The organism is Pseudomonas sp. BN102 (assembly GCF_029871245.1).
Classification (GTDB): Bacteria; Pseudomonadota; Gammaproteobacteria; order Pseudomonadales; family Pseudomonadaceae; genus Metapseudomonas.
Window position 1 is genome coordinate 37,384 of record NZ_SSON01000038.1, and the last position, 13,706, is coordinate 51,089.

General features: G+C 65.6%; 13 protein-coding genes. 3 read left to right on the plus strand and 10 right to left on the minus strand.

Annotation, left to right across the window (positions count from 1 at the left end; genetic code table 11):
- Positions 1-14: 14 nt before the first annotated feature.
- Positions 15-2,636: a leucine--tRNA ligase gene (leuS, locus tag E8F12_RS06585; RefSeq protein WP_280324472.1), complete on the minus strand. Its 2,622-nt coding sequence runs from the start codon at positions 2,634-2,636 to the stop codon at positions 15-17.
- 254 nt (positions 2,637-2,890) lie between these two features.
- Between leuS and E8F12_RS06590 the strand changes: the two genes are divergently transcribed.
- Positions 2,891-3,322: a hypothetical protein gene (locus tag E8F12_RS06590; protein WP_280324473.1), complete on the plus strand. Its 432-nt coding sequence runs from the start codon at positions 2,891-2,893 to the stop codon at positions 3,320-3,322.
- A 26-nt stretch (positions 3,323-3,348) separates the two neighbouring features.
- Positions 3,349-4,110 (plus strand): YdcF family protein, encoded by a 762-nt coding sequence (locus tag E8F12_RS06595; RefSeq protein WP_280324474.1) that lies wholly within the window; start codon positions 3,349-3,351, stop codon positions 4,108-4,110.
- Between the two features lie 137 nt (positions 4,111-4,247).
- Here the strand turns inward: E8F12_RS06595 and lnt are convergent, their stop codons facing one another.
- The 5 genes from lnt to miaB all read right to left on the minus strand — a co-directional run bounded on the left by lnt (position 4,248) and on the right by miaB (position 9,652).
- Entirely contained in the window at positions 4,248-5,768 is a 1,521-nt protein-coding gene (gene lnt / locus E8F12_RS06600; protein ID WP_280324475.1) for an apolipoprotein N-acyltransferase, read from the minus strand.
- A 113-nt stretch (positions 5,769-5,881) separates the two neighbouring features.
- Complete coding sequence (locus E8F12_RS06605) at positions 5,882-6,721, minus strand: HlyC/CorC family transporter (RefSeq protein WP_280324476.1); 840 nt, start codon at positions 6,719-6,721, stop codon at positions 5,882-5,884.
- A 21-nt stretch (positions 6,722-6,742) separates the two neighbouring features.
- The gene (gene ybeY, locus E8F12_RS06610; protein WP_280324477.1) at positions 6,743-7,207 is read right to left on the minus strand and encodes an rRNA maturation RNase YbeY; all 465 of its coding nucleotides are present in this window, start codon (positions 7,205-7,207) and stop codon (positions 6,743-6,745) included.
- A complete protein-coding gene (locus tag E8F12_RS06615) occupies positions 7,200-8,219 on the minus strand; it encodes a PhoH family protein (protein ID WP_280324478.1) in 1,020 nt (339 codons plus the stop codon). The genes ybeY and E8F12_RS06615 overlap by 8 nt, the downstream gene beginning before the upstream one ends.
- 92 nt (positions 8,220-8,311) lie before the next feature.
- Entirely contained in the window at positions 8,312-9,652 is a 1,341-nt protein-coding gene (gene miaB, locus E8F12_RS06620) for a tRNA (N6-isopentenyl adenosine(37)-C2)-methylthiotransferase MiaB (RefSeq protein WP_280324479.1), read from the minus strand.
- 129 nt (positions 9,653-9,781) lie between these two features.
- On the opposite strand from miaB, the gene E8F12_RS06625 reads away from it, so the two are divergent.
- Positions 9,782-10,105, plus strand: a complete 324-nt coding sequence (locus tag E8F12_RS06625) for a DUF1820 family protein (RefSeq protein WP_280324480.1) — start codon at positions 9,782-9,784, stop codon at positions 10,103-10,105.
- A 57-nt stretch (positions 10,106-10,162) separates the two neighbouring features.
- Here the strand turns inward: E8F12_RS06625 and E8F12_RS06630 are convergent, their stop codons facing one another.
- From E8F12_RS06630 to E8F12_RS06645, 4 genes are all read right to left on the minus strand, one after another.
- A complete protein-coding gene (locus E8F12_RS06630) occupies positions 10,163-10,711 on the minus strand; it encodes a tetratricopeptide repeat protein (RefSeq protein ID WP_280324481.1) in 549 nt (182 codons plus the stop codon).
- Between the two features lie 195 nt (positions 10,712-10,906).
- Positions 10,907-12,196, minus strand: a complete 1,290-nt coding sequence (gene hemL / locus E8F12_RS06635) for a glutamate-1-semialdehyde 2,1-aminomutase (RefSeq protein WP_280324482.1) — start codon at positions 12,194-12,196, stop codon at positions 10,907-10,909.
- 32 nt (positions 12,197-12,228) lie between these two features.
- Complete coding sequence (gene thiE / locus E8F12_RS06640) at positions 12,229-12,858, minus strand: thiamine phosphate synthase (RefSeq protein WP_280324483.1); 630 nt, start codon at positions 12,856-12,858, stop codon at positions 12,229-12,231.
- Positions 12,855-13,652, minus strand: coding sequence for a hydroxymethylpyrimidine/phosphomethylpyrimidine kinase (locus tag E8F12_RS06645; protein WP_280324484.1), 798 nt, complete (start codon positions 13,650-13,652; stop codon positions 12,855-12,857). The genes thiE and E8F12_RS06645 overlap by 4 nt, the downstream gene beginning before the upstream one ends.
- Between the last annotated feature and the right edge of the window lie 54 nt (positions 13,653-13,706).

The following is a 13,706-nucleotide window of genomic DNA, read 5'->3' on the forward strand; positions in this document are numbered from 1 at the left end:
GGCGCCGGCTTCGATCAGTTGGCGACTATGTTGACCAGTTTGCCAGGCACCACGATGACCTTGCGAATGGTGAGACCGTCGGTGAAGCGCAGCACGTTCTCGTTGGCCCGGGCGCTGGCTTCCACTGCTTCGCGGCTGGCATCGGCCGGTACTTCGATGTGGCCGCGCAGCTTGCCGTTGACCTGTACCACCAGTTGCAGGCTGTCCTGCACCAGGGCGGCTTCGTCCACGGTCGGCCAGACGGCGTCGATGATGGCGTCGGCGTGGCCGAGTTCGTGCCACAGCACGTGGCTGATGTGCGGGGTGATGGGGGCCAGCAGCAGGGCGATGGTCTCCAGGCCTTCCTGGATCAGCGCGCGGTCTTCGGCATTGGCCTGCGGCGCCTTCTCCAGCACGTTCATCAGGGTCATTACGGCCGCGATGGCGGTGTTGAACTTGTGGTACTGGCCGATATCCTGGCTGGCCTGCCTGATGGCCAGGTGGATGGCACGGTGCACGGCCTTTTGCTCATCGTTCAGGGCGCTGCGGTCGAGGGCGGCCGGGAGGCCGGCAGCGACATGGGCCTGGGCCAGGCGCCAGACGCGGCGGAGGAAGCGGCTGGCACCCTCGACGCCGGAGTCGGACCACTCCAGGCTCATGTCCGGCGGCGACGCGAACATCATGAACAGGCGGCAGGTGTCGGCGCCATACTGGTCGATCATCGCCTGCGGGTCGACGCCGTTGTTCTTCGACTTCGACATCTTCTCGGTGCCGCCGATCTCCACCGGCAGGCCGTCGGTCTTCAGTTTGGCGCCGATGACCTTGGCCTTGGCATCACGCTCGACCTCGACGTCGGCCGGGTTGAACCAGTCCTTGCCGCCATTGGCTGCGACGCGGTAGTAGGTTTCGGCCACGACCATGCCCTGGGTGAGCAGGTTCTTGAACGGCTCGTCGGAGCTGACCAGGCCTTCGTCACGCATCAGCTTGTGGAAGAAGCGCGCGTAGAGCAGGTGCAGGATGGCGTGCTCGATGCCGCCGATGTACTGGTCAACTGGCAGCCAGTGGTTGGCCGCGGCCGGGTCGACCATGCCCTTGTCGTAGGTCGGCGAGGCGTAGCGGGCGAAGTACCAGGAGCTCTCGACGAAGGTGTCCATGGTGTCGGTTTCGCGCTTGGCCGCAGTGCCGCATTTCGGGCAGGTGCACTCGTAGAACTTGGGCATCTTCGCCAGCGGGCTGCCGGCGCCGTCCGGCACCACGTCCTCCGGCAGCACGACCGGCAGTTGGTCTTCCGGCACCGGTACGTCGCCACAGCTCGGGCAGTGGATGATCGGGATCGGGCAGCCCCAGTAGCGCTGACGGCTGATCCCCCAGTCGCGCAGGCGGAACTGGGTGCGGGCCTGGCCGAGGCCTTTCTTCTGCAGGGCCACTTCGATGGCGTCGAAGGCGCCCTGGTAGTCCAGGCCGTCGAACTCGCCGGAGTTGATCAACTGGCCGTGTTCGCTATAGGCGTCCTGCCAGGGGGCCGGGGTTTCGTCGCCGGCGGCGGTGCGGATCACCGGCTTGATCGGCAGGTCGTACTTGTGGGCGAAGGCAAAGTCGCGCTCGTCGTGGGCCGGTACGGCCATCACGGCGCCTTCGCCGTAGTTCATCAGCACGTAGTTGGCGACCCAGACCGGCAGCTTGTCGCCGGTCAGCGGGTGCTCGACGAAGAGCGGCGTGGGCAGGCCCTTCTTCTCCTGGGTGGCGATGTCAGCTTCGGCGACGCCGCCGCGCTTGCATTCGTCGATGAAGGCCTGCAGTTCGGCGGCCTTGTCGGCCGGCAGCTTCTGCACTGCCAGGCTGGCCAGCGGGTGCTCGGCGGCGACGGCCACATAGGTGGCGCCCAGCAGGGTGTCCGGACGGGTGGTGAAAACTTTCAGCTCACCGGCCTGGTCGATGCTCGCCTGGTCGAAGGGGAAGGCGACTTCCATGCCGCGGGACTTGCCGATCCAGTTGCGCTGCATGGTCTTGACCTGTTCGGGCCAGCCGTCCAGGTCGTCGAGGCTGCTCAAGAGTTCATCCGCGTAGGCGGTGATCTTGAAGTAGTACATCGGAATCTCGCGCTTCTCTACCAGCGCGCCGGAGCGCCAGCCACGGCCGTCGATTACCTGCTCGTTGGCGAGGACCGTCTGGTCTGCCGGGTCCCAGTTGACGGTACCGTTCTTGCGGTAGATCACGCCCTTCTCGAACAGTTTGGTGAACAGCCACTGTTCCCAGCGGTAGTAGTCGGGCTTGCAGGTAGTGACTTCGCGCGACCAGTCGATGGCCAGGCCCAGGCTGTTCAGCTGGGCCTTCATGTAGGCGATGTTCTCGTAGGTCCACTTGGCGGGCGCGACGTTGTTCTTCATCGCGGCGTTTTCCGCCGGCATGCCGAAGGCGTCCCAGCCCATGGGCTGCAGCACGTTCTTGCCCTGCATGCGCTGGTAGCGGGCGATCACGTCGCCGATGGTGTAGTTGCGCACGTGCCCCATGTGCAGCTTGCCGCTCGGGTAGGGGAACATCGACAGGCAATAGAAAGTGTCCTTGCCGGGCTGCTCACTCACTTCAAAGGATTTGTGCGCGTCCCAGTGGGCTTGCGCGGCGGCTTCGATTTCGCGGGGCTGATACTGTTCGTGCATGGCTACTGGCGCTGAAGGATGGAGTTCGCCGGGGCGGTTGCGCTGGCTGTCGCCGCGGCGCCCGGGCCCGTGCGGAAATGGAAATTCAAGCGCCGTAGCATACATGACCCCTGCCGGACTGGGGAAACCTTGATTGCACGGGCGGGCGTCCGTCGGCAATCTCGGCGCCGTTGGTCGCAGGCACCTTGCAGCGGGGCACCGAACGCTAAGCTTTTCATAAGCAAGGCAAGCGTTTACGTAGTATGAGGTGCCGGATGGGTGAGTTGCGGCGGACGGATTCAGGGAACGGGCTTTACGAGCGGTTGTTGCACCGGTTGGCCCTGGCGCTGGATGAAGCGGAGACGGCGGTTCGCTTGCGCGACGAGGAACCGCTCGAATTGGAACTCAAGGGACTGACGCCCGCCGAGATGGAACTGATTCGCGCCTATCTTGATCGCGACATGCGCTGGCTCCGGGGCTGGCACGCCGCCGCCGAGGAGCTGGCGGCCATCGAGGAATTTCCCAGGCGCTCCGCCAGGCTGGAACGTGGCTCGGCCGCTGTGTTGAAACCCAAACCCCTGTTCAAGCGCCGCCAGCAGCTCTGCTGCGCCATGTGCGGTACTCCGGCCGTCTGGTGTCGCGGCCAGGGCGTGCAGGCCTGCATGTCCTGCGGTTCGCAACTTTTCCGCACGTCCAATCCCCGCTAGGCTCCCGGGCACCTCTGGAGGTGCCCATGCCGATCCGCTACATCCTCAAGCAATTGCTGCTGCCGCCCGGTGGCTTCCTGCTGCTGCTCCTGCTCGCCTGGTGGCTGCGACGACGCATGCCCAGGTTGTCCCTGGCCTGCTTCGTCACCGGCCTGGGCGGCCTCTGGCTGATGAGCCTGCCGGTGGTGGTGGAGTGGTCGGCCCGGTCGCTCGAAACCGAACCGCCCCTGGCCGAGGCCGAGTGGCCGCGGCTGGCCGAACGGGTGGATGCGATAGTCGTACTCGGCGGTGGCCGCGAGCGCGACGACCCGGCCTGGGGTGGCGACCAGCCGTCCGCCATGGCTTTGGAGCGCCTGCGCTACGCGGCGCGCCTGGCCCGCGCGAGTGGCCTGCCGTTGCTGACCAGTGGTGGCCTGCATTTTGGCGAGCCGCCCAGCGAGGCGCTGATCATGGCCGACACCCTCAAGCGTGATTACGGCCTGGACGTGCGCTGGCAGGAAGGGAAAAGCCGCACCACCTGGGAGAATGCCGAGTTCACTGCAGGGATACTGCTGCCGCAGGGCATCCGCCGCGTGCTGCTGGTCACCCAGGCCGCGCATATGCCACGGGCGCGCTGGAGCTTCGAGCGCGCCGGGTTCGAGGTGGCGGCGGCGCCCGTGGGCTATCTCGGCGTGCCCAATGGCCGGCCTCTGGGGGGCTGGCTGCCGGAGAGCAAGGCGGTATGGCAGAGCGGGATGCTGCTGAACGAGGCTGTGGGGCTGATCGCTTATCCGCTGGCTTACGACTGAACTGCCAGGCGGTAGCTCTTCGTGGGGGCGAATTCATTCGCTAAGCAAGCCGAAGGCTTGCCCGTGGAATTTGATGGGGCCGCTGCGCGGCCCTTGGCGAATGAGTTCGCCCCGACAGGGGAAGAACTTGCTCCCGGTCAAACCGTCTTGGCGATCCGGCTTGCCAGCAGGGCCCAGGCGAACAGCAGGCCACAGAGGATCACCAGCGGCCAGGCGCGCCACTGCAGGTAGGGCGTCAGGCCTTGCATCGGCAGGACTTCTCCGTAGAGCACCCCTTGCTGGAACTGCGGGATGCCTTCGGTGATCTGGCCGAAGGGGTCGATCAGCACGGTGACGCCGTTGTTGGTGGCGCGGATCATCCAGCGGCCGGCCTCCAGGGCGCGCATCTGGGCCATTTGCAGGTGCTGCAGCGGGCCGATGGAGGTGCCGAACCAGGTGTCGTTGCTCACCGTCAGCAGGATGTCGCTATTGGCGGCCAGATCGGCGGCGAACTCCGGGTAGACCACTTCGTAGCAGATGTACGGGGCGATGCGGTAACCCTTGGCCAGCAACGGCGGCTGCTCCGAACCGCCACGGGCGAAGTCGGACATGGGCAGGTCGAAGAAGGCGATCAGCCCGCGCAGCACGTCCTGCAACGGCACGTATTCGCCAAAAGGCACCAGCTTCTGCTTGAGGTAGGTGCCTTCGCCGTGGCCGAGCACGGTGATGCCGTTGTAATAGCGCTTCTCGCCATGCTCGTTGACCTGGCGGATCGGCACACCGGTGATGAGTGCAGACTCGCGCTCATTGGCGAAGCGTCCCATCACGCCGAGGTAGCCCTCGACGAGCTCCTTGAGCACCGGAACAGCGGTTTCCGGCCAGACGATCAGGTCCGCCGTCCGGGCGCTGAAGGTCATGTCGCGGTAGAGCGCCAGCTGGGCATTGAGCTGATCCGGGTCCCATTTCAGGTTCTGTTCGATATTGCCCTGCATGGCCGCCACCTTCAGCGGAGCGCCGGCAGCTTGGGTCCAGGCATGGCCCTTGAGTGCCAGGCCGACCACCCAGGGGACGATCAGCAGGGCGACGCCCGTAGCGAGGAAGGCCGGGCGGCTGCGCAGCCGGGCCAGGTTCACCAGCAGGGCGGCGGTCAGCGCCATGGCGAAGGACACCAACCAGACGCCGCCCACGGGCGCCAGCCCGGCCAGCGGAGCATCCAGTTGGCTGTAGCCGGCATAGAGCCAGGGAAAGCCGGTGAGGAACCAGCCGCGGAAGGCTTCCTGGGCCAGCCAGAGGGCCGCGAAGGCCAGGGTGTCGGCCAGGGCAGCTTCGCTGCGGCGTAGCCAGCGGGCCCAGACCAGCGCGGGGAGGGCGAAGAAGAGGGCGACGCCGGCACTGAAGCCGATGGTGAGGAAGCTCGCCAGGGGCACCGAGGCGGCGCCGTAGTCGTGGATGCTGACGTAGATCCAGCTGGTCCCGGCGCTGAACAGGCCGAAGCCGTAGCACCAGCCGCGCCAGAAGGCGGCCTTGGGCGCCAGGTCACGCAGCCCCAGGTAGAAGAGGGCCAGGGACAGCAGTTCCAGGGGCCAGAAATCGAAGGGGGCGAAGGCCAGGGGCGTCAGGGCGCCGGCGGCCAGGGCCAGCAGGTTGCCCGGCCAGCCGGGGCGGGTGATCCAGTTCATGCTCGGTCCTTGGGCGGATGGGGAGCTGGAAGAGAGTGCGGGGCGGACCAGTGATGCCGGTCCGGGGCGCGATTATCCACGGGCGCCCCTCCGTTGTGGAGGGGCACTGTGTTTCAGCGGGAAAGCGGGGAGAGGCGCAGCAGGTGGATGCGGCGGCTGTCGGCGTTGAGCACGCGGAAGCGGAACTCGCCTATCTCGGTGGTCTCGTTACGCTTGGGCAGGTGGCCGAAGGCGCCCATGACCAGGCCGCCGACGGTATCGAACTCGTCTTCGGAGAATTCGGTCTCGAAGAATTCGTTGAAGGTGTCCACCGGGGTCAGGGCCTTGACGATGAAGTCGCCGCTGGGCAGCGGCTTGATGTAGCTGTCTTCCTCGACGTCGTGCTCGTCCTCGATATCGCCGACTATCTGCTCCAGCACGTCCTCGATGGTCACCAGGCCGGCCACGCCGCCGTATTCGTCGATGACGATGGCCATGTGGTTGTGGTTGGCGCGGAATTCGCGCAGCAGCACGTTGAGGCGCTTGGACTCAGGGACGAAGGTGGCCGGGCGCAGCAGATCCTTGATGTTGAAGGAGTGGCCGTTCTCCTGGAGGATCAGCGGCAGCAGGTCCTTGGCGAGGAGGATGCCCATGACGTCGTCGATGCTTTCGCCGATGACCGGGTAGCGCGAGTGGGCGGCGTCGATGATCGCCGGAAGAAACTCCCTCGGCGTCTGGTTGGCCTTGATGCTGATCATCTGCGAGCGCGGGACCATGATGTCGCGAACTTGCAGGTCGGCGACCTGGATGGCGCCTTCGACGATCGACAGCGCTTCGCTGTCGAGCAGTTTGTTCTGGTGGGCTTCGCGCAGTAGCTCAAGGAGCTCCTGGCGGCTTTTCGGCTCATGGGCAAAGGCCTGGGTCAGCTTTTCCAGCCAGGACCTGTGCCCGTTGCTCGATCGATCTTCGCTCATATGTCCTTTGCTCGGTGCTTCTTATTGGTCTTCGTGATCTTGGTAAGGGTCGGGGTGGCCAAGTTCGGCCAGCAATTCCCGTTCCAGTGCTTCCATTTCCTCGGCTTCCTCATCCTCGATGTGGTCGTAGCCGAGCAGGTGCAGGCAACCATGGATCACCAGGTGCGCCCAGTGCGCCTCCACGGGCTTGCCTTGTTCGGCGGCTTCCCGCGCCACCACCGGCGCGCAGATCACCAGGTCGCCGAGCAGCGGGATATCCAGCAGCTCGTCTGGCACATCGGCGGGGAAGGAAAGCACGTTGGTAGCGTAGTCCTTGTGCCGCCAGGTGTGGTTCAGTTCGCGGCCTTCGGGCTCATCCACCAGGCGGATGGTCAGTTCGGAGTCAGCGCTGCGCTGGCGCAGGGCCAGTTCGCACCAGCGACGGAAGTCCGCTTCGCTCGGCAGGCCCAGGGCCGTGCTGGCGAGTTGCAGGTCGAGTTCAAGCATTGTCGTTTATCGCGCCCGGGTCATTGTCGGCCGGTTTGGCCTTGGCCGCCTGCTGGCGGCTTTCGAAGCGGTCGTAGGCTTCCACGATGCGCTGCACCAGAGGGTGGCGCACCACGTCCTGGGACTTGAAGTGAGTGAAGCTGATGCCCGGTACGTCGCGCAGCACGTCGATCACGTGGGTCAGGCCGGAGCGGGTGCCGCGCGGCAGGTCGATCTGGGTGATGTCGCCAGTGATCACGGCCGTGGAGCCGAAACCGATTCGGGTCAGGAACATCTTCATCTGCTCGAGGGTGGTGTTCTGACTCTCGTCGAGAATGATGAAGCTGTTGTTAAGGGTGCGGCCGCGCATGTAGGCCAGCGGCGCGACTTCGATGACCTGTTTTTCGATCAGCTTGGCCACCTGCTCGAAGCCGAGCATCTCGTAGAGCGCGTCGTAGAGCGGGCGCAGGTAGGGGTCGATCTTCTGCGAGAGGTCGCCGGGAAGGAAGCCAAGCTTCTCGCCGGCTTCGACCGCCGGACGCACCAACAGGATGCGGCGCACCTGTTCGCGCTCCAGGGCGTCCACCGCGCAGGCCACGGCCAGGTAGGTCTTGCCGGTGCCGGCCGGGCCGATGCCGAAGTTGATGTCGTGGTCGAGGATGGCTTTGACGTAGCGCTGCTGGTTGGCGCCGCGCGGGCGGATGTTGCCCTTGCGTGTGCGCAGGGTCACCGCTTCGATCTTGGGATTGGCCACTTCTTCCATGCCGGTCTCGCGCAGGAAGAGGTGCACCAGGTCGGGCGACAGCTCGCTGGCCTCGGTCTCGCGGTACAGGCGGCGCAGGAGGATTTCCGTGGCGTGGGTGAGTTGCGGGTCGCCGACCAGTTCGAACTGGTTGCCGCGGTTGCGGATTTCGATGTCCATGCGCTGTTCGATCAGGCGCAGATGCTCGTCGAATTGCCCGCACAGGTTGGCGAAGCGGCGAGCTTCAAAGGGTTCCAGGGTGAAGCGGTGCAGATCCAGGGAGGCGTTCAATGTCGTGTGTTCGCCCTTGGGCGGTGGGAATGGGATGAGATGAAGAATAACCCCGAGGGCCCGCCTGGAAAAGCACGGACCCCGGATGGCTGTCAGTGCGGAATGTCTTCCAGCAGGCTGCCGCGCAGGGAGTGGGGCAGGGCGTCATCAATGCGCACGTCGACGAACTGGCCGATCAGGCGTGGGTTGGCGCTGCAGAAGTTGACGATGCGGTTGTTCTCGGTGCGGCCCTGGAGCATGCCCGGGTCCTTCTTGGAGAAGTCACTGACGAGGATGCGCTGGATGCTGCCGACCATTCGTCGGCTGATCTCGAAGCCCTGCTGGTGGATGCGCCCCTGGAGAATCTGCAGGCGCTGCTTCTTCACTTCTTCCGGGGTGTCGTCCACCAGGTCGGCCGCCGGGGTTCCGGGGCGCGAGCTGTAGACGAAGGAGAAGGAGAAGTCGAAGCCGACGTCTTCCACCAGTTTCATGGTCTGCTCGAAGTCCTTGTCGGTCTCGCCGGGGAAACCGACGATGAAGTCCGAGCTGATGCAGATGTCCGGTACAGCGGCCTTCAGCTTGCGGATGCGAGACTTGTATTCCAGGGCCGTGTGGTTGCGCTTCATGGCCGCGAGGATGCGGTCGGAGCCCGCCTGTACCGGTAGGTGGACGAATTTCACCAGCTCCGGAACCTCGGCATGGGCCTGGATCAGCGCGTCGGAGAACTCCAGCGGGTGCGAGGTGGTGTAGCGGATGCGGTCGATACCATCGACAGCTGCGACGACGCGGATCAGTTCGGCGAAGTCGGCGATGCGGCCGTCATGGGTGAGGCCGCGGTAGCCGTTGACGTTCTGTCCCAGCAGGGTCACTTCGCGTACGCCGTTCTCGGCGAGGTGGATGACCTCGGCCAACACGTCGTCGAACGGGCGGCTGACTTCCTCCCCGCGGGTATAGGGCACCACGCAGAAGGTGCAGTACTTGCTGCAGCCTTCCATCACCGAGACGAAGGCGCTGGGGCCGTCGACGCGCGGCTCGGGCAGGCGGTCGAACTTCTCGATCTCGGGGAAGCTGATGTCCACCTGGGGTTTGCGGGTGGCGCGGGCGGCGTCGATCATCTCGGGCAGGCGGTGCAGGGTCTGCGGGCCGAACACCACATCGACATAGGGCGCTCGGTCGCGGATGGCGGCGCCTTCCTGGCTGGCGACGCAGCCGCCGACGCCGATCACCAGCTGCGGGTTCTGCTGCTTCAGCTCGCGCCAACGGCCAAGTTGCGAAAACACCTTTTCCTGCGCCTTCTCGCGGATCGAGCAGGTATTGAGCAGAATCACGTCGGCTTCTTCCGGACGTTCGGTGACCTCCAGCGCCTGGTGCTCGCCGAGCAGGTCGACCATGCGCGAGCTGTCGTACTCGTTCATCTGGCAGCCGTGGGTTTCGATATAGAGCTTCTTGGCCATGCACTTTAATCGGAGTGGTTCGAAGAACCGCGCATTATAGTCGCCGAGTCCTGGCCTTCCTAGCGCTGGCTGCCTAGTGGCTGTGCTATGATTTGCGCCCCTTTGTTTCTCCGTGTTGCCCCATATCCAATGAGCAAGTCCGATCCGATCTACAAGGTGATTTTCCTCAACCAGGGCCAGGTGTACGAGATGTACGCCAAACAGATCTACCAGAGCGATCTGTGGGGCTTCCTGGAAGTGGAGGAATTCGTCTTCGGCGAGCGCACCCAGGTGGTGGTGGACCCGAGCGAGGAGAAGCTCAAGGCTCAGTTCGAGGGTGTGGTGCGCAGCTTCCTGCCAATGCACTCGATCATCCGCATCGACGAAGTCGAACGCCTGGGCACGCCGAAGATCAGCGAAGCCAAGGGCGGCGGCAACGTGATGCCCTTCCCCGTGCCGATGCCGGAGAAATAAGCAGCAGGCTGCAAGAGAAGGTTTTTTTGATTGCCCGATGCTTCTTCAGGCCGCCTGCTAAGGCAGGGGTGAGAAGGGCGAGCCGCCATCGGCGGCCTGCAGCTCCATCAGGTAATTGCGGAAGATCTGTCCCAGCACCTGGGTAGCGATTTCCAGCTCGTCGCTGCGCATCTGCGCAGCGACCAGGTCGGCGCTATCCATCGCCTCGTCCGAGCCGTTCACCGCAGCCATCTTCAACACGATGTAGGCCTGCACGTTATTGGCCGGCACCCCTTCGCCGCGGAAGAACATGTTGCCCAGACGCAACTGGGCCAGGGCGTGGCCTTTCAGCGAAGCCTGTTCGAACCATTGCAGGGCCTGGGCCAGGTCGCGCGGGGCGCGCTTGCCGTCGTAATAGAACTCGCCGAGTTCGTACTGGGCTTGTGCATCGCCACCCTTGGCGGCCTGTTGGCAGGCGGCAACGGCTTCGGAGAGGTTTTCCGGCAGGCTGTTCAGGTTGCAGCGGCCGGTGGCCGGGATCAGCAGGGAGTTGCCGCCGGCATTGGCCAGCAGTGGCAGGAGAAGCAACAGGCAGCCCAGGGTCAGGGTGCGGCCGGTGCGGTTCATGGGAATCACAGCGCCTCGGAAGCAGTGCGGGCATCATGCCCGGCCGGCGAGAAACGCGCCGACCGTCACATTATGAAATAAGCCGAGGTGATCTTACAAAGCCTTTACCTTGTTTGCGTTCGGCACGGTGCCAACGGTCAGCCCTTGCCCGCCTGGAGCAGCGCGAGGGGGCGCTGGCCAGGCAGGTGGCGGTGCTCAGGCCTGTTTCAGCTTGGCGAAGGCGCGTTCGGCCGCGTCCAGGGTGAGCGCGAGCTCCGCGTCGCCGTGGGCGATGGAGGTGAAGCCCGCCTCGTAAGCGCTCGGCGCCAGGTACACACCGCCTTCCAGCATCAGGTGGAAGAAGCGCTTGAAGCGCTCCGCGTCGCTGGCCATCACGTCCTGGAAGGTGACTATGTCGTCGGCGCCGCTGAAGTAGAGGCCGAACATGCCGCCCGCCTGGGTGGTGACGAACGGGATGCCGGCGGCATCGGCACGCTGCTGCAGGCCGTCGAGCATGCGGGTGGTGTAGTCGGTCAGTTCGGCGTGGAAGCCTGGGCGGCTGATCAGTTTCAGGGTGGTCAGGCCGGCGGCCATGGCCAGCGGGTTACCGGACAGGGTGCCGGCCTGGTAGACCGGGCCCAGCGGGGCGATGTGCGACATGATTTCGCGCTTGCCGCCAAAGCAGCCGACCGGCATGCCGCCGCCGATGATCTTGCCGAAGGTGGAAAGATCCGGGGTGATGCCGTAGTAAGCCTGGGCGCCGCCGAGGGCGACGCGGAAGCCGGTCATCACCTCGTCGAAGATCAGCACCACGCCGTGCTCGTCGCAGAGGCTGCGCAGGCCTTCGAGGAAGCCGGGCGCCGGCGGCACGCAGTTCATGTTGCCGGCCACCGGCTCGACGATGATGCAGGCCACTTCATCGCCCGCCTCGGCCAGGGTCTTCTCCACCGCCTCGATATCGTTGAACGGCAGGGTCAGGGTGTGCTTGGCGAAGGCCGCCGGTACGCCCGGGGAGCTGGGTACGCCCAGGGTCAACGCGCCGGAGCCGGCTTTCACCAGCAGGGAGTCGGAGTGGCCGTGGTAGCAGCCTTCGAACTTGATGATGCTGTCGCGGCCGGTGTAGCCACGGGCCAGGCGGATGGCGCTCATGGTGGCTTCGGTGCCGGAGCTGACCATCCGCACCATGTCCATCGACGGCACCAGGGAGCAGACCAGGTCCGCCATTTCCACTTCAAGGGCGGTGGGCGCGCCATAGGACAGGCCGTGTTCGAGCTGCCTGCGCACCGCGTCCAGTACGTCCGGGTGGCTGTGGCCAAGGATCATCGGGCCCCAGGAGCCCACGTAGTCGACATAGCGCTTGTCATCCTCGTCCGTCACATAGGCGCCAGCTGCGTGCTTGAAGAACAGCGGCGTGCCGCCGACGCTCTTGAAGGCGCGAACCGGCGAGTTGACGCCGCCAGGGATGTGTTTCTGTGCGTTGGCGAACAGGATTTCGGAACGGGACATGGGCAGGTCTCTCTATACAAGCGGAATTCGGGTCAGGCGGCGTCGAACAGGGCGCTGAAGGCGCGGGCGCGGCGTTCCACTTCGTCGGCCGACGCGGCGCCGAACAGTGCGTGGATCACCGCCACCATGCTGGCGCCGCGGGCGATCAGCTCGGGCGCGTTGTCCAGGGTCACGCCGCCGATGGCGACGATCGGCAGCTGGAAGCGCTGCTTTGCCTGGTCCAGCAGGTCCAGGGTGGCGGCGGGCGCGCCCGGCTTGGTCTGGGAATTGTAGAAGCGGCCGAAGGCGATGTAGCTGGCGCCTTCGCTGACGGCGTTGGCGGCCAGCTCCAGGCTGGCATGGCAGGTGCCGCCGATGATCGCCTGGCGGCCGAGCAGGGCGCGGGCCGCGGCGAGGGAACCATCACTCTGGCCCAAATGAAGGCCGACGCCCAGGCGCGCGGCCAGTTCGGCGTCATCGTTGATGATCAGGGTGGCACCGTAGCGGGTGCAGAGCTCGCCCAGGGCTTCGGTTTCGCGCAGGCGGCGGGCTTCGTCGCTGGACTTGTCGCGATACTGCAGCAGCCGGGCGCCGCCCTTCAGGGCCGCTTCGACATAGGGCAGCAGCTTGCCGCCGGCCAGCAACTGGCTGTCGGTGATGGCGTAGAGGCCGCGCAGTTTCATTGGCAGAAATCCAGTGGCAGGCGCCGTGGCACGTACTGGCCGTGGCCCGGTTGCTCGGCATCACGCAGGGTGCGCCAGGTGTAGTCGAGGGCCGAGCGCACCGCGCTGGACAGTTCCTCGCCCAGGGCGAGGCGGCCGGACAGTGCGCTGGCCAGGGTGCAACCCGAGCCATGGTAGCTGCCGGGCAGGCGCTGGCAGGTGAAGGTGTGGCACTCGCCGTCGTGGGTGTAGAGACGGTTGTGCACTTCGGATTCGTCGCCATGGCCGCCGGTGATCAGCAGGTTCCGGCAGAAGGGCAGGAGCTTTGCCGCGCATTCGTCCGGGGTGCCTTCCGGCAATTCGGCGAGGATGCGTGCTTCCGGCAGGTTCGGCGTGGCGATGGTGGCCACGGGCAGCAGGCGTTCGCGGATCGCGTAGCCCACCTCGTCCTTACCCAGTGCACCGCCACCGCCGGCGCGCAGCACCGGGTCGCAGACCAGCGGTACGCCGGGCAGGGACTGCATGATCTCGAGCACGGTCTCGACCATCTCCACCGAGCCGAGCATGCCCAGCTTGACGGCGGCCACCGGCAGGTCGGCGATCACTGCGCGGGCCTGGGCGAGCACCCATTCGCGGTCGAGGACGCGGAAGTCGGAAACGTTGACGGTATCCTGCACGGTCAGGGCGGTCACGGCCGGGGCAGCGTGGCAGCCTTGCGCGATCAGGGCTTCGATATCCGCCTGGAGGCCGGCGCCACCACTGGGGTCGTGGCCGGAAAGGCAGAGGACTACGGGGCGAGAGTTGGTCGTTTTCATGGTCGGCGAGCTTACCACTAAACACCCCGCCGAGCCGCACCGGCGGCGCCTTGC